The 20,375-nt window shown below is 53.0% G+C and carries 17 protein-coding genes and 2 rRNA genes (1 of these 19 cut by a window edge); 6 read left to right on the plus strand and 13 right to left on the minus strand.

The genetic code is table 11. The features are described 5' to 3' along the window. Positions 1 to 145 precede the first annotated feature (145 nt). The gene (locus MTX78_RS16260) at positions 146 to 688 is read right to left on the minus strand and encodes a D-glycero-alpha-D-manno-heptose-1,7-bisphosphate 7-phosphatase (RefSeq protein WP_243796427.1); all 543 of its coding nucleotides are present in this window, start codon (positions 686 to 688) and stop codon (positions 146 to 148) included. 169 nt (positions 689 to 857) lie between these two features. Here MTX78_RS16260 and hemG point away from each other — a divergent pair, with 169 nt between their 5' ends. Next, entirely contained in the window at positions 858 to 2,195 is a 1,338-nt protein-coding gene (hemG, locus tag MTX78_RS16265; protein ID WP_243796434.1) for a protoporphyrinogen oxidase, read from the plus strand. Positions 2,196 to 2,210: 15 nt separating this feature from the next. On the opposite strand, the gene MTX78_RS16270 is transcribed toward hemG, so the two are convergent. The 4 genes from MTX78_RS16270 to MTX78_RS16285 are packed head-to-tail and all read right to left on the minus strand — an operon-like array spanning position 2,211 to position 5,341. Further along, a complete protein-coding gene (locus tag MTX78_RS16270; protein WP_243796435.1) occupies positions 2,211 to 3,077 on the minus strand; it encodes a DUF4097 family beta strand repeat-containing protein in 867 nt (288 codons plus the stop codon). Next, complete coding sequence (locus MTX78_RS16275; protein ID WP_243796437.1) at positions 3,074 to 3,943, minus strand: DUF4097 family beta strand repeat-containing protein; 870 nt, start codon at positions 3,941 to 3,943, stop codon at positions 3,074 to 3,076. The genes MTX78_RS16270 and MTX78_RS16275 overlap by 4 nt, the downstream gene beginning before the upstream one ends. Continuing rightward, complete coding sequence (locus MTX78_RS16280) at positions 3,891 to 4,805, minus strand: HEAT repeat domain-containing protein (RefSeq protein WP_243796439.1); 915 nt, start codon at positions 4,803 to 4,805, stop codon at positions 3,891 to 3,893. Before MTX78_RS16280 ends, MTX78_RS16275 begins: the two co-directional genes overlap by 53 nt. Positions 4,806 to 4,816: 11 nt before the next feature. Beyond that, positions 4,817 to 5,341 carry an RNA polymerase sigma factor gene (locus MTX78_RS16285; RefSeq protein ID WP_243802906.1) on the minus strand — a complete coding sequence of 175 codons (525 nt, stop codon included), beginning with the start codon at positions 5,339 to 5,341 and terminating at the stop codon, positions 4,817 to 4,819. Positions 5,342 to 5,778: 437 nt separating this feature from the next. On the opposite strand from MTX78_RS16285, the gene MTX78_RS16290 reads away from it, so the two are divergent. Further along, positions 5,779 to 6,567 carry a polyprenol monophosphomannose synthase gene (locus tag MTX78_RS16290; RefSeq protein WP_243796440.1) on the plus strand — a complete coding sequence of 263 codons (789 nt, stop codon included), beginning with the start codon at positions 5,779 to 5,781 and terminating at the stop codon, positions 6,565 to 6,567. A 63-nt stretch (positions 6,568 to 6,630) separates the two neighbouring features. After that, positions 6,631 to 7,560, plus strand: a complete 930-nt coding sequence (locus tag MTX78_RS16295; RefSeq protein WP_243796442.1) for a TerC family protein — start codon at positions 6,631 to 6,633, stop codon at positions 7,558 to 7,560. A 187-nt stretch (positions 7,561 to 7,747) separates the two neighbouring features. Here the strand turns inward: MTX78_RS16295 and MTX78_RS16300 are convergent, their stop codons facing one another. After that, positions 7,748 to 9,958, minus strand: coding sequence for a biosynthetic peptidoglycan transglycosylase (locus MTX78_RS16300; protein WP_243796444.1), 2,211 nt, complete (start codon positions 9,956 to 9,958; stop codon positions 7,748 to 7,750). 110 nt (positions 9,959 to 10,068) lie between these two features. Between MTX78_RS16300 and purB the strand changes: the two genes are divergently transcribed. From purB to MTX78_RS16310, 3 genes are all read left to right on the plus strand, one after another. Continuing rightward, positions 10,069 to 11,433: an adenylosuccinate lyase gene (gene purB, locus MTX78_RS16305; RefSeq protein ID WP_243796452.1), complete on the plus strand. Its 1,365-nt coding sequence runs from the start codon at positions 10,069 to 10,071 to the stop codon at positions 11,431 to 11,433. A gap of 275 nt (positions 11,434 to 11,708) precedes the next feature. Continuing rightward, positions 11,709 to 11,834 (plus strand): hypothetical protein, encoded by a 126-nt coding sequence (locus MTX78_RS25465; RefSeq protein WP_394805619.1) that lies wholly within the window; start codon positions 11,709 to 11,711, stop codon positions 11,832 to 11,834. 439 nt (positions 11,835 to 12,273) lie between these two features. Beyond that, positions 12,274 to 13,368, plus strand: a complete 1,095-nt coding sequence (locus MTX78_RS16310) for a glycosyltransferase family 9 protein (RefSeq protein ID WP_243796454.1) — start codon at positions 12,274 to 12,276, stop codon at positions 13,366 to 13,368. A gap of 87 nt (positions 13,369 to 13,455) precedes the next feature. Here the strand turns inward: MTX78_RS16310 and MTX78_RS16315 are convergent, their stop codons facing one another. The 7 genes from MTX78_RS16315 to MTX78_RS16345 form a co-directional block, all read right to left on the minus strand. Continuing rightward, positions 13,456 to 14,586 carry a glycosyltransferase gene (locus MTX78_RS16315; protein WP_243796455.1) on the minus strand — a complete coding sequence of 377 codons (1,131 nt, stop codon included), beginning with the start codon at positions 14,584 to 14,586 and terminating at the stop codon, positions 13,456 to 13,458. Positions 14,587 to 14,666: 80 nt separating this feature from the next. Then, positions 14,667 to 15,647 (minus strand): glycosyltransferase family 2 protein, encoded by a 981-nt coding sequence (locus tag MTX78_RS16320; protein WP_243796457.1) that lies wholly within the window; start codon positions 15,645 to 15,647, stop codon positions 14,667 to 14,669. Next, positions 15,640 to 16,164: a DUF4199 domain-containing protein gene (locus tag MTX78_RS16325; RefSeq protein WP_243796459.1), complete on the minus strand. Its 525-nt coding sequence runs from the start codon at positions 16,162 to 16,164 to the stop codon at positions 15,640 to 15,642. Before MTX78_RS16325 ends, MTX78_RS16320 begins: the two co-directional genes overlap by 8 nt. A 32-nt stretch (positions 16,165 to 16,196) precedes the next feature. Continuing rightward, the gene (locus MTX78_RS16330; protein WP_243796461.1) at positions 16,197 to 16,724 is read right to left on the minus strand and encodes a DUF4199 domain-containing protein; all 528 of its coding nucleotides are present in this window, start codon (positions 16,722 to 16,724) and stop codon (positions 16,197 to 16,199) included. Between the two features lie 58 nt (positions 16,725 to 16,782). Beyond that, entirely contained in the window at positions 16,783 to 18,846 is a 2,064-nt protein-coding gene (locus MTX78_RS16335) for a BatA domain-containing protein (protein ID WP_243796462.1), read from the minus strand. A 228-nt stretch (positions 18,847 to 19,074) separates the two neighbouring features. Further along, positions 19,075 to 19,186, minus strand: a 5S ribosomal RNA gene (rrf, locus tag MTX78_RS16340). 100 nt (positions 19,187 to 19,286) lie between these two features. Then, positions 19,287 to 20,375 (minus strand): 23S ribosomal RNA (locus MTX78_RS16345); it runs 1,820 nt beyond the window's last position.

Below are 20,375 nucleotides of genomic sequence, written 5' to 3' on the forward strand. Positions count from 1 at the left end.
ACCAAACCAGCCACCCAGCTGGCTTCGCCGATTACGGCTAGCGCCGCTCAGCCATCGGCCGCCAGACAGTAGAAAACTTGCTCTAACAAGCAGAAAGCCGCTCTCCTACGCATAGGAAAGCGGCTTTCTGCTTGTTAGAGCAAGCTTAGCGAAACGTAGCAGTGGAGGCAGTTGCTTCACTTAGAATCATGTGGGTAGCGGCCCGTAAATCAGCGACCCGAGGCTGATAGTCTACCACCTCTGAATCATCAACCAAAATGCCACGGACGCCGGCTTTGTTGCTGGCTTCTATGTCGCGGTACCGGTCGCCGACCAGCCAGCACTGTGCGGGGTCGAGTTGGAAACGGGCAATAGCTTTTTCCAGCATCAACGAATCGGGCTTGCGTAGCAGCGATTCTGACACGCTAGGGTGAGCCGGAGCGAAGTATAAGGCGTCCAGCAAATTACCGCAGGCTGCTTGCAGCTTGGCGTGGCAGGCCTGCACATCGGCAGGTGAATACAGCCCTTTGGCAATACCGGCTTGGTTGGTTACTACAATCAGGTAATAGCCGGCTTGCTTTAGTTGCGCCAAGCTTTCGGGTACGCCATCCAACACAATAAACTTGTCTGGTTCCCAGACATAGGTTCCTATTTCTTTGTTAAGAACTCCATCACGGTCAAGGAAAACAGCTTTGTTGGTGGCAGGCATAAGCGGTGTGTTGGTAAAAACAGCGAGTTGGTAGTGAAGAGGGCGAATTTGGTTGTTTTCTTTGTTACTAGTGCTACTCGCCGGCCCATATCCCAACTGTGATGCAGTTTTACACCCTGCAGTACTTGCTCGGCCGTACTTCCTATTTCACTGACACACTCCTTCACTAATGACCATAGCTATTCTCGGCGGCGGTATTTCAGGCCTTACAGTGGCGTGGCAGCTTCAGAAAGCAGGCGTCGCCTACGATTTGTTTGAGGCCGGAACCACGCAGGGAGGCTCGCTGGCAACCGTGCAGCACCCCGATGGCTATCTGCTGGAAACGGGGCCCAATTCCTTGCAGCTAAGCGACGAACTGTTGGCCCTGATTACAGAGCTTGGCTTGGCTGATGAAATTCAGGATGCCGCCGAGGTAAGCAAGCACCGCTACGTGCTGCGCAATGGCCGGTATCAGCAATTGCCGGCTTCCCCTCCCTCCTTGTTGGCCAACGGCTTTTTCAGTTGGAAGGCGAAGTTCAATATTCTGCGGGAGCTGAGCCGACCGGCCCTCCCCCCCGACCCCACCGAAACCGTAGCTGCTTTTTTCAGTCGTCGGTTTGGGTCGGAGATTGTTGACTACGCCGTGAATCCCTTTATATCGGGCATCTACGCCGGCGACCCGTCCCAGCTCCTGATCCACAAGACGTTCAGCAAAGTAGCAGCACTAGAGCAGCAGTATGGCTCTGTATTGCGCGGACTGGCCACAACGGGAAGCAGTGCCGGCCGCCGGCGTATCATTTCGTTGCGCGGGGGTATTCAGCAGCTTACCGATGCCCTCGGCGCTCATCTTAGCCACCGCCACACAGGGCAGCAGGTGGTGGCGCTGCACCGCACCACCGATGGCCGTTATCAAGTGCAGACCACCAAGGGCAACCGTGGCGGGTTTGCTTACGATGCGGTGGTGCTGGCCTTACCAGCCTTTGCCGCGGCCCCCTTGCTGCAGCCTCATTTTGCAGAGGCTGCCGCGGCACTGGCAGCCGTGCACTACCCTCCTATGGCTGCTGTATATACCGCCTACCGACGTGAAGATGTGCGCCATCCACTCAATGGGTTTGGGGCGCTTCATCCTAAGGTGGAGCGTCCTTACGCTGCTGGCAGCATCTGGACCAGTTCCATCTACCCCAATCGGGTGCCTGCCGGGCAAGTGCTGTTTACCACGTTCGTGGGTGGTTCTCAATACGAAGACCATGCGCGGCAGCCGGAAGACATGCAGAAGGCGGCGGTGCACGAAGAGCTAAGTCGCCTGTACACCATCAAAGCCGAGAAACCCCTGTGGCAATACCGCTACTTGTGGGAGAAGGCCATTCCGCAATACGACCAGCACATTGTGGCGGCCCACACTACCACCGACGCCTTGCAAGCCTACGGTATTTGGAGTGCCGCCAATTGGCGCGGCGGCGTAGGCGTACCTGATTGTATTCGCCACGCCCAGCACATTGCCGAGCAGCTTGTTACGAAGGGCAAGTAGGTCGGGGCACTACGCCTACTTAGCCTTGCGGATGTAGATGTTGCCGTTTAGCGTCTTCATCATGACTTCGGCGCCGCCCCCGTTTACCTTGCCATACGTCCAATCGTCGATGCTCACGCGGTACACCCCTCCCTGGTTGGTGCGGGTCACTTTGGCGGGGCTTTTCTCTGCCACCAAATCGAAGTCACTGTAAATTTCGCCGTGGTCGGATTTGAGTTTTAGCGCCGCCTTGGTGTTGCTTGGAAACGTGACGTCCACTTGGCCATTCACGGTGGAAAAAGCCATGGGAGCACCGGCTGTGACACTTTTAAACGTGGCTTTTACTGGCCCGTTGACCGTATTAGCCACAGCGGAACCCGATACCTGGTTCAGCTGGATGGCGCCATTCACGTTGCTCACTTCCAGTTCGCCGGCCACGTTTTCAACCGTAATGTCGCCGTTCTGGACCGTGCCGAGTTGCAGCGAAAACCGCTGTGGCACTTTGATAACCAAGTCAATGGGGTTCTTCCAGGAGTTGGTTTTGATGGAAACCTGGTTGTCGCTTTCGTCAGCAGTGAGGTCGAAGCTGTTGCTGGTTTCGATGCGTTTCATTCCCGTCGCAGCGGCAGCTGGCTCGCGCCGGCTACTTCGGCCGGCCCGGGACGAGGCATCAATCACCACGTCTTTGCCATTGTAGCCCATTACCGTTATCGAGCCGCCTACCAGCTTCACGCTTACCAAGCCTGGCTTGCCGGGGTTGCTGAGGGCTACTACAATCTGTTCTTTGGTGGCGGACGTTTGAGCGGCGGCTGGCATTGAGGCGCCCAGCAGCACAGTCAGAAAGACACTGCCTACAGCGTGGCGTATGGTGGTTGCTATAGGTGTAATAGAGCGAGTGTTCATTTGGTTTGTTGTTTGATAGTTACGCTGCCGTTGATGGTTTCAAAGCGGAAGTCTTTACCGCCTTTACCTATTCGCACGACCGTATCCTTGGTGAGTTTGTATTGGGTGCCGTTGCCACCACGTTGCTTGTTTTGCGTGACTTGCACGGGCAAGGGCTCGGCATTGGGAAAGTCGGTGTACAGTTCGCCATGCATGCTCTTGAAGTGCACATCAGCCGACAGGTCAGCGGGGTACGTTACCAGTATCTTCCCGTTGATGGTATTATAGGACGACGAGCCGGGCGGGTTGGCCGCGTAGGTGGCTTCCAGGTTGCCGTTGATGGTACGGGCCGTAGTGGTACCCTTGATGTTGCGAAGCGTAAGAGCCCCGTTGATATTGTATGCTTTCACGGTGCCCGTTACATCCTGCACTAGCACAGCCCCGTTGTTGATGGTCGAGATGTGCAGGTGCATCTGGTAAGGCACCTTCACCACGTAGTCGAACGAATAGCGGTAATCGATGTCGTCGTGGCTGATGTTCATGTTGCGTCTCGGGCGCGAGTCGAAGGGAGCCTTCATGTAGGCAACCACACTATCGTTGCGCTGATAGAAGCCGAGTTGGGCTTCCTTCTTGCCTACCTCCAGCTTCTGTGCGTCATCGGCCCTGATAGTTTTCGTGACTTCAACTACCACCTTGTTGCCAGCGTAGCCTTGTACAGTCACCGCACCGTCGATGTTGTAAACAACGAATGTATTGCGGCCCGCCTCGGTCGTTAGCGCAAACTCTTTACTGATTTGTTCTTTGAACTCACTTTTCTGGGCCCATAGCTGGCAGCTAGACAATAGTACGAGCAGCCCGGTCAGACTGGGGATGATGAAGCGTTTCATGGTAAGGCTGTTGAGTGGATGTAGACGCCTTAGGTGCCTGCCCATCGGACAAAGACTTGAGGCTTTCTCGAATTTTACTTTTCACCGCCTCGTTCAAGTCGGGCCGGTCCAGTAGGCGGCGCAGGGGTTGCACCGAGCGTTTCTCCTGCAGCTGCACCATCACATCGGCCAGCGCCGACTGCACCAGTGCCGACTCCTGCTGCGGTAGTGCCTGCACCAGTCCTAGCCGCACGGCGGGGTCGTAGGCCAGCTCGGCCAGGGCTTCCAGCGTGGCGAGGCGCACGTTCACGTTTTCGTCGTGGTTGAGGGTGCTCAGCAGCGCTTCTACCACCCGAGGGTTGGCGCTGCTTAGTTCTTTGGTGTAACTCACGGCGCGTAGCCGTTCCGTGGCCGATGGATTTTCGATGAGCGTAAGCAACATCACTTGCTGCATTTTCTCGACTTGCTTGCTTAGGGTGGCGAGTTGCTGCTGGTCGGTGCTGGGGGCGTTGCGGGTGTTCAGCCACCAGCCTGCCGCCAACCCCACCCCAAGCAGGCAGACACTGTAGGCTAGCTGTAGCACTGGCCGGGGCACCACCACGGCTTGCAGCCACCGCCGCAAGCCAGCCAGTGAGTAGGTAGGGGTAGCAGCCATTTCCTCTTTGTAGGAAGCCAGCATGGAATAAAAGGCCGGCCGTACGTTTTCGCTTGGTTCGGGTACTTCCACGCAACCCAATGTGTGCCACATCTGCTGCATGGTTTCTAGCTCCTGCTGGCACTCCGGGCATGCAGCCAGGTGCGCCTGCAGGACCTCCTTCTCCGCAGCTGGCAGCTGCTGGTTCAGGTGGTCGATTAGTTTATATTGGGCTTGTTCGCAGTTCATGGCCTTCCCCTTCAATTTTCAATTCGCAGGTATGTAGTTTTCAGCTCGTTCATCGCACGGTGCACACGTACTTTCACGGCGCCTTCGGTGGTATTCAACACTCGGGCTATTTCCTCGTATTTCAACTCCTGAAATCGGCTTAACACCAATACTTCGCGGTATTCGGGGCTTAGCTTCGCTAAAGCACGGTGCAGGGTAGCTACTTCCTGCTCCTTTTGCAGCCCCTCGTCGGCGCATGAGCCGCCGCTTATTCTCTCGGTGAAGTCGGTTACATCGGAGTGGCGAGTGGCGTGGCGGTTTTTCTTGATGTAGTCGGCCAGCACGTTCCGGGCCAAGTGATACATCCAGGCCCGAAACTCGCCTTCTCCTGTATAGGTGTGGCGGTATTTGAGCATGCGGTAAAACACGTTCTGTACCAAGTCTTCGCTGGCGTCGGCACGCCCCAGCATGTGGTAAAGAAAGCCATATAGCTTTCGGTGGTATCGCTCAAAGAGCAAGCCCATCCGGTCCGTTTCCCCGGCCTTCACCCGAAGCATAAGCGCGTTGTCTGATAGCGAATCCAACCCGATGGAAGTGAGTTTTTGAGGTATTTGATTGTGGACACCGTGCCAACCCACCAAGGTTACAGTAAAGTCGCACTTAATTTATCCGGGTGGAGTTGTAGTCTACCGTATTGCTCGCTGGCAGCTTCCGGAAGGGCTTGGGTTGTTCTCCGAAGTAGGCTTCGCACGGGCCCAAATGCCGCGTGTATGGTTGGTAGTATAGTGCAGGCTAGCTTTCTTTTCTTACTGAAAGTTGCAACCTGTAGAACGAACAAGGGTATCTTAAAATAAAGACTACCCTTTCTGATTGTATTCCACTTCACTTATTTGCTTGAGTATTCGAAGTATAAGGAGAAGCTCGGCACTGCAGGGCTTTGTCTAGTCTGCTTTCTTATGTATTCGTACTCATATCTAACTTCTATCTTTGGCCAATGAATGATGGGCTCGTCTTGATTCCAACCTACAATGAGCGAGAAAATGTGGAGCTAATACTCCGCAAGGTCTTCTCGTTGCCCAAGGCGTTCGACGTGCTTGTCATTGATGATAGTTCACCGGATGGCACGGCGGCACTCGTGCGGGGCTTGATGCCTGATTTTCCCAATCGTCTGTTTCTGGAAGAGCGTAAAGGCAAGCTGGGCCTAGGTACGGCCTATATCCACGGGTTTAAGTGGGCCCTCTCGCACGGCTACCAGTACGTCTTCGAGATGGATGCCGACTTCTCGCACAACCCCGACGACCTGGTGCGACTCTATGACGCCTGCGCCCACGAAGGGTACGACCTAGCCATTGGCTCACGCTACATCCAGGGGGTGAACGTGGTGAACTGGCCGATGGACCGGGTGCTGATGTCGTGGTTTGCCTCGGCCTACGTGCGGCTCATCACCGGCATGCCCATCATGGATGCCACGGCTGGGTTCAAGTGCTACACGGCCCGGGTGTTGCGCACCATTGAACTTGACCGCATTCATTTTGTGGGCTACGCCTTTCAGATAGAAATGAAATGGCTGGCGTACAAGTATGGTTTCCGCATCAAGGAAGTGCCCATTATCTTCACCGACCGCACCCGGGGCACCTCCAAAATGAGCAAAGGCATCTTCAAGGAGGCTTTTTGGGGAGTCATCAAGATGAAGGTAGACAGCTGGTTCCGCCGCTTTCAGCCCGTGCCGTCCGCTGATGCAGTTTCCGCTACCGTCGCAACCTCGACCCACGAAACCCGGTAAACTTGCTAGTGACAAGCCGGCCCGCTTGCGCTTTGCGAGTTAGGTGTATCTTGCCACTACCGAATGGAAAACACTCCGCTCTTCTGGATAGGCTTCAATGCTTTCGTGCTAGCCATGCTGCTGCTCGACTTGCTGGTATTCAACCGCAAAGCGCACGTAGTAAAGATGCGCGAGGCACTCGGCTGGAGCTTTTTTTGGATTGTCCTGTCCTTGTCGTTCAACTACTTTGTGTACCGCTCCATGGGGCGGCAGGCAGGGCTGGAGTTCCTCACCGGTTATCTTATCGAAAAATCCTTGAGCGTCGACAACCTGTTTGTCTTCCTCTTGATATTTAGCTACTTCCGGGTACCGCCGCAGTACCAGCACAAGATTTTGTTCTGGGGGATATTAGGTGCATTGGTGCTGCGAGCTGCCTTCATCTTGATAGGGGCGGCGCTGCTGGCTAAGTTCAGTTTCCTGCTCTACGTTTTGGGAGCCTTCCTGGTGTACACGGGCGTTAAGATGGCGACCAACGCCGGAGAGCCAGAGATTGACCCCGACTCGAACCCAGTAGTTAAGTTTCTTAGCCGCCATTTGCCCATCACCAGTCAGTTGCATGAGGGCAAATTCTTTGTGCGCAAAGACGGGTTGCTGTTTGCTACTCCGCTGCTTGTAGTGCTAGTCATGGTGGAAACCACCGATGTGGTATTTGCCGTCGATTCCATCCCCGCTATTCTGGCGGTTTCCCGCGACACATTCATCGTGTACACTTCCAACGTGTTTGCGCTACTAGGGCTGCGGGCACTATACTTTGCGTTGGAAGGCCTGATGCGGCTCTTCCACTACCTGCACTACGGCTTGTCGCTTATCCTCATCTTCATCGGTGGCAAGCTGCTGTTTTCGCAGGTCTTCCACATATCGATGGGCCTTTCGCTCGGGATTGTAGGCGCAATCCTCGCCCTATCCATTATTGCGTCTTTGCTGTTTCCGAAGCAGGAAGAGGAAGCCACCTAATAGTGGTACAGCCATGCTGCATAGCTAGAAGCTTGCCCTTCCTTGCTGTCTGTTAGGCAGCAACAGTGCCCCTAATAGCCACTTCCAAGGGTGTACTACTTCGAAACAGGTTTGTCTACATGATACCCGAAGCAGGCCTCAGGCCTGTGGTTTCCTACCTATTTCCAACCAGCAGACGCCGTACAGCTTAGGGCTTTGGCGCCGGGTTTGGAGTACCGCCTCCCCCTTGCTCAGCCGGAATATTCGTATTGACACCTCCATCAGGAGCATTATTGCCACCCAACAAATCAAGCAGGTTCAGCGGCTCAAACTCTGTAGAGTCGGATGGCTGCGTGGCTCGGACTGTGTCGCGCACCGCCCTGAAGATTGAGTTGTGAGCCCGCCCGGGGAAATTCAGCGAATAGTCTACGCTTTCGTAGTCACCTTGCGAAATCAGGCCCTTGCTGGCCATCAGCTTCGCAATCAGGCGGTGGAAGTAGCGGGCACTACTGCGCATTTCGCCGTATTGGTTGAACGACCGTTGGTAATACTTGGGCCGTGGAATAATGCTGGCCAAATACAAGCTCTCCGACAAATTCAAGTTGCCAGGGGACTTATCGAAATAGAATTCCGAAGCTTCGGTTACGCCGTATATCCTCGGGCCCCACTCGATAATGTTCAGATACACTTCGAACATCCGCTGCTTGGAAACCAAACGAGTGTTTTCCAACAACCACACAATCAGCGCCTCTTCTATTTTCCGAGTTACCGTTTTCTGGCGAGTTAGGAACACGTTCTTCACTAGCTGCATCGAAATTGTACTGCCACCCCGAGCAAAGCGCTTCTCTTTGATGTTCTGAATTGCAGACTTCACAAAGGCCTTCTCCATGAAGCCTTTGTGGCTAAGGAAACGCGGGTCCTCGGCCGTCATGATGGCTGATTTTAGGTAGTTGGAAACCTCGTCATACGCCGCAAACTCGGGGTTGGAAGGCCCAACCGTGAAGGCCTTCACTGAGTCGCCTTTGTCGTTGTAGGCCGTATAAAGGAAATCCTCGTTGAGCTTGTTCAAGTCCTCGCGTCCCATGCGGATGATGCGGAAGTTTTTGGGAGTCAGCCCCGACGAGAATTCAAGGCTGTCGAGCTGATTCATGTCCAGGTCGAGGTGCATGCGGTATTTCAGCGTGCCTTCACCCTGCATGCCCGTGAGAGTGTTGAACATATTCTCTGGCAGTGCCGCAAAGAACGTGTTGGCTGGCGTCTCGGCCGATACGATGTCGGCTTTCACTTGCACCCCGGCCAGTGACTCCCGGCGGTTGCGCAGGCCGTTGATCATCTTGCCTACCACCCGCTGGTTGAGCGGCAGCTTACGCACACTAACCACCGGAAAGAACGCCATGCGGTTCAGCGTTACCTTGGTTCCTTCATCCAACGACGCAAACGCTTGCCCAACCCGGGCCACAAAATCAATGCCTCCGCGCGGGAAACGCACATCACGGTCGGAAAGCCGCGGATGGTTCACTATAAAATTCGCGGCCGACGCAGTACCCCGTACCGTTAGCTCTTCGTCCGAAAAGTCTTTGTCGCTTAAACTGAAGCGCAGGGTGTCAAATTGCACCTTCGCACCATAGCGCCGCTGCACATACGGAAGCGTCACGTGGCGCCGCCCGAGTCCGAACACTTCCGCGTTCAAGGCATAGTCACCGGGCTCGATGTGGCCTTGCACGCCCACGCGGTTTTCCACCGAATCGACCACTGCCGTTAGCTCCCCCTGAATGTCACCGTCCTCAATGGAAAGCCGAGGCATCACAATACGAGCTTGATGCCGGGGGCCATCGTAGGTGACCAAGAAATTACGAAAGTCTGCCTCGCCAGGTACGTTGTCGAAGCTTGCTTCCAGGAGTTGGTTGATGAGCAGACCGTAGTTGGTACCCTTCGTTGTGTCGCGCGGCACGGTAGGTGCACTGCCTTTCTTCTTGTACAGAAACGAGTAGTTGTCGGACTGAGCTGTCTTGTGGGCCGTTAGGCGCGCATCACTGATTTCAAGGTTACTGAACACAGGCCGCCCCGCAAACAACGAACGCACGCTCAACGACACCGTCATACTCCGAGCTTGCAGCAGCGTATCGGTTGGAGTGGCTTTCGGTACCAAGCTCATTCCGGCAATGCCAACCGTCTTCAAGTTGGTGAAGCGTGCTTCCCCCAGCGTGAGTGTAACAGGGTATTTGCGTTCCACTTTCGCTTTCACCTGCCCTAGCGCGTACGTCAATAGCGCTTGGCGCTTAAGTAAGAAAACCGTTAGGGCTACGGCCAACAGCGCCGCAACTACACCCAGGCCAATACCTATTTTTTTCTTTGTTGCTGGAGTCACGCGAACAGTCAGAGAGGAAAGGAAGTCGCGGCCGTGCCTGGCCAGATTCATGCCAAACCAGCCGCCGCTCGAAATACAAAGGTAGCGAAAAAGGGCGCGCCTGTTCAGGCTCGTTGGGCCCTTTCGCTACCTTTGACGCTTCAAGCCAACACTTTCACTGCATGTCTACTGCTGCCGACTACTCTGCACTCACTCCTCTCACGGCCGTTTCGCCCCTCGATGGACGCTACCGCCGCCAAACCACTCCGCTAGCTTCCTACTTTTCGGAATTGGCCTTGATCCGATACCGGGTCTTGGTGGAAGTGGAGTATTTCATTGCGCTATGCGAGTTGCCATTGCCCCAGTTGCAGGGCGTAGACGGCAGTGTTTTCAGTGCCCTACGCAGCATCTACACTGATTTTTCGGTGGCCGATGCCGATGCTGTGAAAGCCCACGAGAAGGTTACCAACCATGACGTGAAAGCGGTGGAATACTTCCTGCGTGACCGGTTTACCGCCCTTGGCTTAGGCGGCTACCTGGAGTTTATCCACTTCGGCCTTACCTCGCAGGACATCAACAACACGGCCATTCCGCTGAGTTTACAGCATGCGCTGCTTCATACATTGCTGCCAGCTTACGCACAGGTGCGCAACCAACTGGCAGAGCGCGCCACTGAATGGGCCACAGTGCCTATGCTAGCCCGTACGCACGGCCAACCGGCTTCGCCCACTCGGCTGGGCAAAGAAATTCGAGTGTTCGTAGCCCGGCTCGACGCCCAAGTTGCGTTGCTGGCCCAAGTACCTTTCGCTGCCAAATTCGGTGGAGCCACCGGAAACTTCAACGCGCACCATGTAGCCTACCCTCACCTGGACTGGCATCAGTTTGCGCAGCAATTCGTGGAAGGCCGTTTAGGATTGAGCAGGAGCTTCCCTACCACCCAAATCGAGCACTACGATCATCTGGCAGCACTATGCGACGGGTTGAAGCGCCTCAATACTATTCTCACCGACCTCGCCCGCGACGTGTGGCAGTACATTGCCGTAGGCTATTTCCGCCAGACCATTAAGGCAGGTGAAGTAGGCTCTTCCGCTATGCCGCACAAAGTCAATCCAATTGATTTCGAAAATGCTGAAGGCAATTTAGGTTTGGCCAACGCGGTGCTGGAGCACCTTGCATCCAAGCTGCCCATCTCTCGCTTGCAGCGCGACCTTACCGATTCCACGGTGCTCCGCAACTTAGGCGTACCCCTTGGCCATACACTCATCGCCCTAACTTCTCTCGAACGCGGCCTCAACAAACTGGCCCTCGATGAAGAGGCACTGCGCCGCGACTTAGACGCCAACTGGCCGGTGGTAGCGGAAGCCATCCAAACCATCTTGCGCCGCGAAAACTATCCTGACCCCTACAACGCTCTTAAGGCTCTGACTCGGACAGGCAGTGCTATTTCCGAAGCTACTATTCGCGAGTTCGTTGAGACATTGGACGTAGCTGAAGCCGTGAAACAAGAGCTACGAGCAATTTCTCCGCACAATTATGTGGGTGTTTGAAGCTCTGTATAAGAGGTTTTGTTAGCCCTTGCTTAACTCCCTTAGACCTTACAAATACAGAGACACCGTTAGGAGGAACTGGACCTAAGCAACCATTGCGCCCATCACATAATAGACAATACAGCGCGGCCTGCTTATGTAAGCAGGCCGCGTTGCGTAAATAACTTTCTATTGCACTCACCGGCCTACTATTCACTTGGTGAGTACCGTGCCTATCCCGTATCTACCTCTGAGCTGTCGTTAGGCAGTTAGCACTAACACACAGTTCCCCCGAAATTGCCGGGGCGCTACAATTATCAGTGCAAACTGCTGAGATTCACCGGCCTAATGTTCGCCAGAAATTCAACGCCACGGCGGCGTTCAACTTGTGCCAGTACGCAAGAGCTTCCGACCAAATGTAGGCTCTTGTTAGTCTATCAACATTTTGGGAAGCAAGTATTATCAGAGGATTCAAACAAACCGACAGTTGGCAGCGTAAGAGCGGTTTCGAACTCCTACCACACCTACTTGCATGCTACCCTCCACCTCATTCCTTGCGGATACCATCCGGCAATCAGGCTCCGCTGTGCTGCCTCCAATTCAGCTATTGCCTTCCGGACTACAATTCACCGATCTACCTACCTGGGCTCCAAACCAGTCTACTGCTTGTAGTAATGCCCCAGCAGCGGCGTTGAAGCCAACCTCCACTACCATTCCACAACTGCTTCCCAAGTAGGACAAGCCCTGTGTAGTCGCAAGCCCAACTATCTGTAATGGGCGGCTGGGGAAGTGCGCACGGCAAACGCGTAGGGCTGAACATTGGCTAAGCTGGTTATCTTCGCGGTTTCTAACCGCGCTTCCATGCCCGACCTGCACGGCGTTACCGTCCATCCTGATTGCCGCCACTTTCGTGGTGATATTCCTTGTCGTCCTAACAAGGAACAAGGCTACGTTTGCGCTAACTGTCCGGTGTATGCACCAGTTCAGGAACGTATTCTTATCATCAAGCTCGGAGCTATTGGCGACGTAATTCGGACAACCCCACTCTTGCGCAGGTTGCGTCAAGAGTATCCGGCGGCTAAAATCACGTGGCTCACCCTTACGCCAGCTATTTTGCCGCAAGGTGCCATTGACGAGATACTGAAGCTGGATTTACCATCAGTGTTGCACTTGCAGGCCCGTGAGTTCGACTTGCTTTTCAACCTTGACAAAGACAAGGAGGCTTGCGCTCTGCATGATACCATCCGGGCTACGCGTAAGTTCGGCTACACACTACATCCAAGCGGCGTAGCGTGGCCTAGCAATGCGTTGGCGGAACACAAGTTTCTTACAGGCGTCTTTGATCAGCTAAGCCTCGAAAATCAGAAGCCGTATGCACAGGAAATATTCGAGCTGTGCGGCTTTGCATTTCAAGGGGAAGAATACGTTTTCGATACGCATGAAGACAAGGGTTATACCTGGGCTGCATTACCGCAGGGCCGCCCCCGCATCGGCCTAAATACCGGCTGCGGCGACCGGTGGACAACTCGCCTCTGGTCAGACGAGAAGTGGATTTCACTAATCACCCAGCTTCAGCAAGGCGGCTATGCCCCCATACTTCTGGGCGGTGCTGCCGAAGATGAGCGTAACCAGCGCTTACGAGCCGCTACCGGCGCGGCCTATCTAGGCACGTTTCCGCTGGAACAGTTTATTAACCTGATGCACCACATGGATGGCATTGTAACGCAGGTGACAATGGCAATGCATATCAGCATTGCGTTGGCCAAACCGACCATCCTGATGAACAATATCTTCAACCCCTACGAATTTGACTTGTACGGCCGTGGGCAGCTTGTATCACCCGAACGCCAATGCGTCTGTTTTTATCGGGGTACGTGCAAGCTAGGCACTAGCTGTATGGAAGACTTACCAGCCGAAAAGGTGTTTGCCGCCGTGCAGGCCAGCGTTCCGGCGTAGAACATTATCTTCTGCCGCATAGCCAACAAGAAAAGAGCCTGTTCTGTCAATGCAGAGCAGGCTCTTTTCTTGTTGGCAGCAACTTCTTTACGCTATGCTGGCTACTTCTTTCAGTGCTTTCACCATCTCGCTCCAAGAGAACTGTTTCTTCTGCTCCTGTACGCCCACCGTGAATTCCGCTTCACGTTTGTGCTCATAGAAATCCATTAGCGCATCCGCAATAGCACGTGCCGTAGGCTTTACTACGTACCCCACTTCCCCATCCGGAATCAGCTCGGCTAGGCCCCCTACATCCGTCACCAGCATTGGGCGCTCGAAGTGGTAAGCAATCTGCGATACACCGCTCTGGGTAGCATTCTTGTAGGGCTGTACTATAATATCTGCCGCGCAGAAATAATCCACTACTTGTTCGTTCGGAATAAAGTCGGTGGCTCGTACCAATCGGTTTTCAAGGCCATGCTGCCGAATGAGGGCTTCATAAGGTGCTGCGTCTTCATAATATTCACCCGCCACAATCAGCTTGATAGGCATCCCTGCTAGCCGGGCGTCAGCAAGAGCCTCCAACATGATGTCCAACCCTTTGTAAGCTCTAATGAATCCGAAGAACAACAAATAGCTGAACTGTGGATCAAGTTGTAGGGATTGAAGCGCTTCCCATTTAGGCTTTGCCGGTCCAAAGTTGTCGTAGAGCGGATGCGGTTTATATTGAGCAGGCTGTGTGAAATGCAAGCGGCGTAAATCAGCCAGCACAGAGCGGCTCATGGTTACGAAGCCGTGACACGCAGAAAGAAAGTAACGGGTGAAAGGCCGGTCGCCGGGGCGCTTTTCGTGGGGAATGATATTATCGGTAATAGCTACAATGCGCGTGTGCCGGTTGCGCTTGATACGCCTAGCTATACTACCTAGCGCTGGCCCCATGATGGGCAGCCAGAACCGAAAAATCACTAGGTCTGGCTTTTCCCGGCGTAACTTCTCTCCTACCTGCCACCAAGTCCATGGGTTCACAGAATTGATGCTTACTTCTATCGTTAAATCGGTGGGGCCTGGTTCGGTGCTGAACTGCGTTTGACCAGGGAACAAGAAGTCAGGGTACTGCAGGGAAAATGTAACCAGCTTTACCTCGTCGCCTGCTTCCCGAAAGGCCCGTGCCAGCCGCTCATTGTACGTAGCCAAACCGCCGCGCAACGGATAAGCCGGGCCAATAATGACAATTTTCATGTAGTAACTAACAAGTGGTATTCACCAACTACCGCAACTGCTCGGAAAATCTAGGATTGTCAGCAAGGTTTCAACCAAGTTTAATGCACTCGCTCTCGCACCAAGTAATCGTTGCGGTTTGGCCCATTCAGCTGGATTAGTTCAGCCAAGAAGCCGGTAAGAAACAGCATTACGCCTACTACCACGGCTATCAGAGCCAAGAAAAACAAGGGCTGCGCCGTTACCTCACGCGCTTTCAAGTTGTGCAAAGCTAGGTAGACCTTCTCTCCCACCAGCCACAACGTAATGAGCATACCTAACACAAACGATAGAGTACCCATCGTTCCAAAGAAGTGCATTGGCCGCCGACGAAAACGGCTCACAAACGTGATGCTCATCAAGTCCAGAAAGCCATACACAAAACGCTCCAGCCCAAACTTGGTGACGCCGTATTTTCGCTCTTGGTGTTGCACCACTTTCTCGCCAATCTTGCGGAAGCCCGCCCATTTGGCAATTACGGGAATGTAGCGGTGCATTTCCCCGTACACCTCCACGCTTTTCACTACGCGCTGATCATAAGCCTTCAGCCCACAATTGAAATCGTGTAGTGGAATTCCTGATATCCAGCGCGTTACTCCATTAAAAAGCTTGGTTGGGATAGTTTTGGAAAGAGGGTCATAGCGTTTCTGCTTCCAACCGCTTACCAAATCAAGGCCATCCTGGGTAATCATTCGGTACAACTCCGGCAACTCTTCCGGCGAGTCTTGCAAGTCGGCGTCCATGGTGCACACCACCCGCCCAATTGTCTCGCGGAAGCCTACATTCAGCGCCGCCGACTTACCGTAGTTGCGGTTGAAACGGATTCCGCGCAAATGCGTGTTCGTTTCTGCTAATTTCTCAATTACTTCCCAGGACTCGTCCGTCGAACCATCATCAATCAAGATGACCTCATATGTAAGCCCATGATGAGCCAATACTCGGTGAATCCAGCTTGTCAGTTCCGGCAAAGATTCGGCTTCATTGAGCAAAGGAATAACGATGGACAACTCCACCGGAAACGAATGGGCGTGGCGCTTACTCAAATTCAGGACGCGGGTTTTTAGTAACAGCCGATACAATCAGCGAAATGATAAAGCCCACAAGCAGCGTCCCTAAAATGGAAGTTCCCAGCATCATCGGACCGTTCATAAACTTAGCAGTCCAAATCATTGCCTGATCAATCTGCGCATCCGTCATTCCACCACGTGCTTCCATATCAGCACGGGTCTTGTCCATGATACGACCAATGAACTCAGGGTCGATGTATGTAACGTATATGTAGCTGAAGATTCCGTTGAGAATCCCAGCTACCACCGATAATATTGCGCCAATACTTAGACCTTGGCCATAGGAAATAAAGCCACCTTGTTGCTGCTTGAAGTAATTTTGAGCAAGATAGATTCCTCCGGCCAACACTAATAAGCTTATCCATTTGGCTGGACTTTGCTCCAAGCCAGTTGTGTTCAGGGCAAATGACAAAATGATACTTACTAAGCCAGTCAGGATGCCATACCGGATGCCTACGGCACCAGTGGTAGCGGGAGTAGCGGTGTTATCCATTGTAGTAGTATAAATAGTGAAGACGAATGTGCTTATTTCCGTAGAAATATCCCTCCCGGAATGCTCAATAATATTCCTACTATCAACTTCCGCATGTAGTCATCGGCTGCTAATCCTTGAGGAGTAAAAGCCAAGTTACGGTAGGTCTGCTCGTATTGCTGCCGGCCGTTCTTTTCTTTAAGAAACATAGGCTTGCCTTGCTCCAACAAACGCCGCATTTCTGTTAGATGTCGTGCAATTGGCTCTGGACCAGTAGCCCGTGCAAAGGCATACACACTACCCGCTGAAAACACTGCTGAAAAGAAGGCAATTAATAGGCCTGTACCAATAGAGCGCAAAATTCCGGGGCCGTCTGGTTTGAAATACCATCGCAAAGCCCACTGTCCTAGAAGCACAGCCACTGGCGGAAAGAAAATAGACATCAACCGCTTAGGGCCATAAGGATTATTGCCAGCGAGATATAGCCCTACTATCCAGAGCGCACAACACAAGCCAGCACCTGCTCCGTAGAGCAGCGCCGTTCGTAAGACTGGTTTTAGTGGTTTGCGTGAGGGTTCCAAAAGAGAAGAAATGATAAGGGTAGCAAGTTACAACTACTTCAACAACCACTTCCCTCTATCATGCAGCCACCGCTCGTGTCTCGGCTGTTTTAGCTTTTCCAACAAAGCGAAGTAGCAGAACTTCTGTTAGCAAACATGCAAGTGCGGCCCACAAGCAATACTGCCATAAGGATGTACCGACTTGTTCTGCCTTATATTTCGCTGCCACTGATTGTCCGGCACTAGCGTCGTACACCTGCACATTCGGCCTATTGGGTCCAATCAACTGCCGTAGTTCAGCAGCAGAATACGTATCCAACCTCGACTCCTGCTTATCGAAATTAAAAGCAATTGTAGTGATATCTCGGCCATTATGCGTGAGTCTATAAAAACCTTGCTCCCGCATTCCGGGTGGTACATCAAAGCGCAACACACCTGCTTGTAGCTGCTGACCAGGGATAAACGTCAGGCTGTCTTTTACAAGCTTAAATACTTGGTCGGCTCCTGCTGACATGGTCTCACTCGGCACGTTCACCGCAATGGTTCCCTGGTTCAACCTGTATGCTGGTTGCTGTAAGCTACGAGCACTCTGCATAGCTAGCCTGTACATCACCGGCACGAACAGTGCGTGCTGTGTGAAATCAGAGTAAGCATCATCAAAAGGCGTAGAGAAAAGGTATACGTTACCCCTGCCGCTGGAATAACTAGACAAAAACCCGTCGCCGTCACGCATGCGCATAAGGTCAGCGCCTGAACGCGACCACCGTAATACCGGACTTGCTTTGGGCATTACTGGCTGCCTATTCTGCGCCCCAAACACATCTTTGAAAAAAGGATTTTGAGTGGATGGCATCGCTACATCACGCAAGACAGGAATAGCACCCGCCCTCTCCCATTGAACTGGCCCTACTCCTAACTCTCTAAAGAGTTGGTCATATGAAGTTCGCCCTTCAACCTGTATTGGTGGCACTATCACCAACGCCCCGCCCCGTTGTACCACACGCTTCATGCTTTCTCGCAAACCAGCGTCTATACGGGTCTGCGCTTGCACTAACATGACATCTGCTGCTTCTAGCATCCTGTAGTCTAGTGCACCTAGTCTCGACGCAGTATAAGAGAACAGCGGTTCGTTGGCATAGAGTTGACGCGTAGCAGTAGCTTCTGCTGGCAATACATCCAGTACCTTAATCCTGGCCGAAGGCTGCAAAGTGAAGTAAAAACTATTGTCGAATGTAACGGGTAAATCCTCTAACTCAATTCGGCATTTAGCCAATCCTTCTCCTTCTAGCCGAACCCTAGCCTCTGTTGATACAGCCTCACTCAGCGGTATTGCTGTTCTAAATGCAGCAGCTTGCTTATCACCAATAAATAGCTTCACCTGACAGCTTTCTATTGGCGTATCCCCACCGTTCCGTAAACGAATATGTACTATAACATCGACATTGCTACGAACAAAAGCATCATCAAGCCATACACTATCTACAAACACATTTTTAACCTCTTTTGCCCCCACTGGCACCAAGAACACTTTCTGAGTTGAGTCCAGCTTGGCTAAGGTGTTTGCCGAAAAGGTATTCTTCTGAAAATCGGAGATTATAAAGGACTGTGCAATAGCAGGGCCCCGTTCATCGAGTATACCTAAAGCTTCACTTAATCCTCCCCCACTTCCTGAGACTTGTAGTTTATCGACTACAGTTTGATAAGCTGAGGCTGTAAGAGACTGAGTTTGTTTAGGAGGTAAAACAAAATTTGTTGCAGTAGGATATGCTGTAGGCAGTTCACGTGCTTGTTTGATAGCCTGGTCAAATACGGATTGTTCATCGTCTCCTGCCTGCATACTTGGAGTAGTATCCACTACCACTCTCACCACAGCTTGCGGGTCAGATTTTTCGTTTCCAGACACAGCAGGTACATAAGGTTGCGCAAACAATAGTACCATAAAAACCAAAAAGCCAATTCTCGTCATTAGCACTAACAAGTGCTTAAGACGTCGTTGCCTGGCGGTTATCAGTTTAATTTCCTGAATAAAGCCAACATTGGTGAAGAGTACTCGCTTAGGCCTCCGAAGCTCGAACAGATGGATTGCAACAGGAATCAGTACTGTTAGCAGTGCCAACAAAAACCATGGATACGTAAAAGCCATATTACTGCACTGACCTTATGTGTAAAAGCACAAGTTACAAAGCAAAGAGTATCCAGTACCCCAGCTATAACTGCTAACAAATAAATGGCACAATAAGTATCCCGACCACCAATATACCTAGCATTAGGACACGCTCTTCAACTTGAACAGTGCGAGAATGGATAGGGATAAATGACCAACGCCCCTCGACGGCACGAAGCCGGAGGGGCGCTGGACTGGTAACAGTAAGGTTGGCGGCGACCGACTCTCCCACCGATGAAGGCAGTACCATAGGCGCTCCGGGGCTTAACGACTCTGTTCGGAATGGGAAGAGGTGAACACCCGGGCTAAAGCCACCATTACTGGTGCCGTCGGCTGCGGCCCCCCACTGCGGGAAGAACAGCCAACGCAAAATCATTGACACAAGGACGAGCGAGAAAAAGAAAAGAGGTAAGGGTGTATATACGAAGCGTTCGAGTCATTAGTACGGGTCAGCTGTGGCATTTCGGCCTCTACACTTCCCGCCTATCAACGTGGTCATCTCCCACGACTCTTCCTATATCGGAAATCTCATCTTCAGGTGAGTTTCGCACTTAGATGCTTTCAGCGCTTATCTCATCCTAGCGTCGCTACCCGGCGCTGCAGCTGGCGCCACAACCGGTGCACGAGCGGCTAGTCCAACTCGGTCCTCTCGTACTAAAGTCAGGTCCTGTCAAATTTCCTACGCCCACCACAGATAGGGACCGAACTGTCTCACGACGTTCTGAACCCAGCTCGCGTGCCACTTTAATCGGCGAACAGCCGAACCCTTGGGACCTTCTCCAGCCCCAGGACGTGACGAGCCGACATCGAGGTGCCAAACCTCCCCGTCGATATGAGCTCTTGGGGGAGATCAGCCTGTTATCCCCGGCGTACCTTTTATCCTTTGAGCGATGGCCCTTCCATGCGGAACCACCGGATCACTATATCCGTCTTTCGACCCTGCTCGGCTTGTAGGCCTCACAGTCAAGCCCGCTTCTGCTATTGCGCTCTACGTCCGGTTACCAAGCGGACTGAGCGGACCTTTGAAAGCCTCCGATACTCTTTTGGAGGCGACCACCCCAGTCAAACTACCCAGCAGACACTGTTTCCATTTCTAGATTAGGCACCAAACAACACAAGGGTGGTATTTCAACGGCGACTCCCCCAGACCTAGCGGCCCGGGCTCAACGTCTCCCACCTATGCTACACATGTGTTGTCCAGCGTCAATGTCAACCTATAGTAAAGGTGCACGGGGTCTTTCCGTCCCGTGGCGGGTACTCGGCATCTTCACCGAGACTACAATTTCACCGAGCTCACAGCTGAGACAGCGCCCAGATCGTTACACCATTCGTGCAGGTCGGAACTTACCCGACAAGGAATTTCGCTACCTTAGGACCGTTATAGTTACGGCCGCCGTTTACCGGGGCTTCGATTCAAACCTTCGCCTTGCGACTAAGTTCCCCTCTTAACCTTCCGGCACCGGGCAGGTGTCAGACCTTATACTTCCGCTTGCGCGTTCGCAAAGTCA

The sequence above is a fragment of the Hymenobacter tibetensis genome (assembly GCF_022827545.1).
GTDB lineage: Bacteria > Bacteroidota > Bacteroidia > Cytophagales > Hymenobacteraceae > Hymenobacter > Hymenobacter tibetensis.

What these genes read in the sequence shown, in the direction of transcription:
- MTX78_RS16300 (WP_243796444.1), bottom strand. Translation starts at nt 9,958, where the DNA reads ATGAATCTGGCCAGGCACGGCCGCGACTTCCTTTCCTCTCTGACTGTT.
- MTX78_RS16325 (WP_243796459.1), bottom strand. Translation starts at nt 16,164, where the DNA reads ATGGATAACACCGCTACTCCCGCTACCACTGGTGCCGTAGGCATCCGG.
- MTX78_RS16260 (WP_243796427.1), bottom strand. Translation starts at nt 688, where the DNA reads ATGCCTGCCACCAACAAAGCTGTTTTCCTTGACCGTGATGGAGTTCTT.
- MTX78_RS16275 (WP_243796437.1), bottom strand. Translation starts at nt 3,943, where the DNA reads ATGAAACGCTTCATCATCCCCAGTCTGACCGGGCTGCTCGTACTATTG.
- MTX78_RS16285 (WP_243802906.1), bottom strand. Translation starts at nt 5,341, where the DNA reads ATGCTTCGGGTGAAGGCCGGGGAAACGGACCGGATGGGCTTGCTCTTT.
- MTX78_RS16335 (WP_243796462.1), bottom strand. Translation starts at nt 18,846, where the DNA reads ATGGCTTTTACGTATCCATGGTTTTTGTTGGCACTGCTAACAGTACTG.
- MTX78_RS16270 (WP_243796435.1), bottom strand. Translation starts at nt 3,077, where the DNA reads ATGAACACTCGCTCTATTACACCTATAGCAACCACCATACGCCACGCT.
- MTX78_RS16295 (WP_243796442.1), top strand. Translation starts at nt 6,631, where the DNA reads ATGGAAAACACTCCGCTCTTCTGGATAGGCTTCAATGCTTTCGTGCTA.
- hemG (WP_243796434.1), top strand. Translation starts at nt 858, where the DNA reads ATGACCATAGCTATTCTCGGCGGCGGTATTTCAGGCCTTACAGTGGCG.
- MTX78_RS16310 (WP_243796454.1), top strand. Translation starts at nt 12,274, where the DNA reads ATGCCCGACCTGCACGGCGTTACCGTCCATCCTGATTGCCGCCACTTT.
- MTX78_RS16290 (WP_243796440.1), top strand. Translation starts at nt 5,779, where the DNA reads ATGAATGATGGGCTCGTCTTGATTCCAACCTACAATGAGCGAGAAAAT.
- MTX78_RS16315 (WP_243796455.1), bottom strand. Translation starts at nt 14,586, where the DNA reads ATGAAAATTGTCATTATTGGCCCGGCTTATCCGTTGCGCGGCGGTTTG.
- MTX78_RS16280 (WP_243796439.1), bottom strand. Translation starts at nt 4,805, where the DNA reads ATGAACTGCGAACAAGCCCAATATAAACTAATCGACCACCTGAACCAG.
- purB (WP_243796452.1), top strand. Translation starts at nt 10,069, where the DNA reads ATGTCTACTGCTGCCGACTACTCTGCACTCACTCCTCTCACGGCCGTT.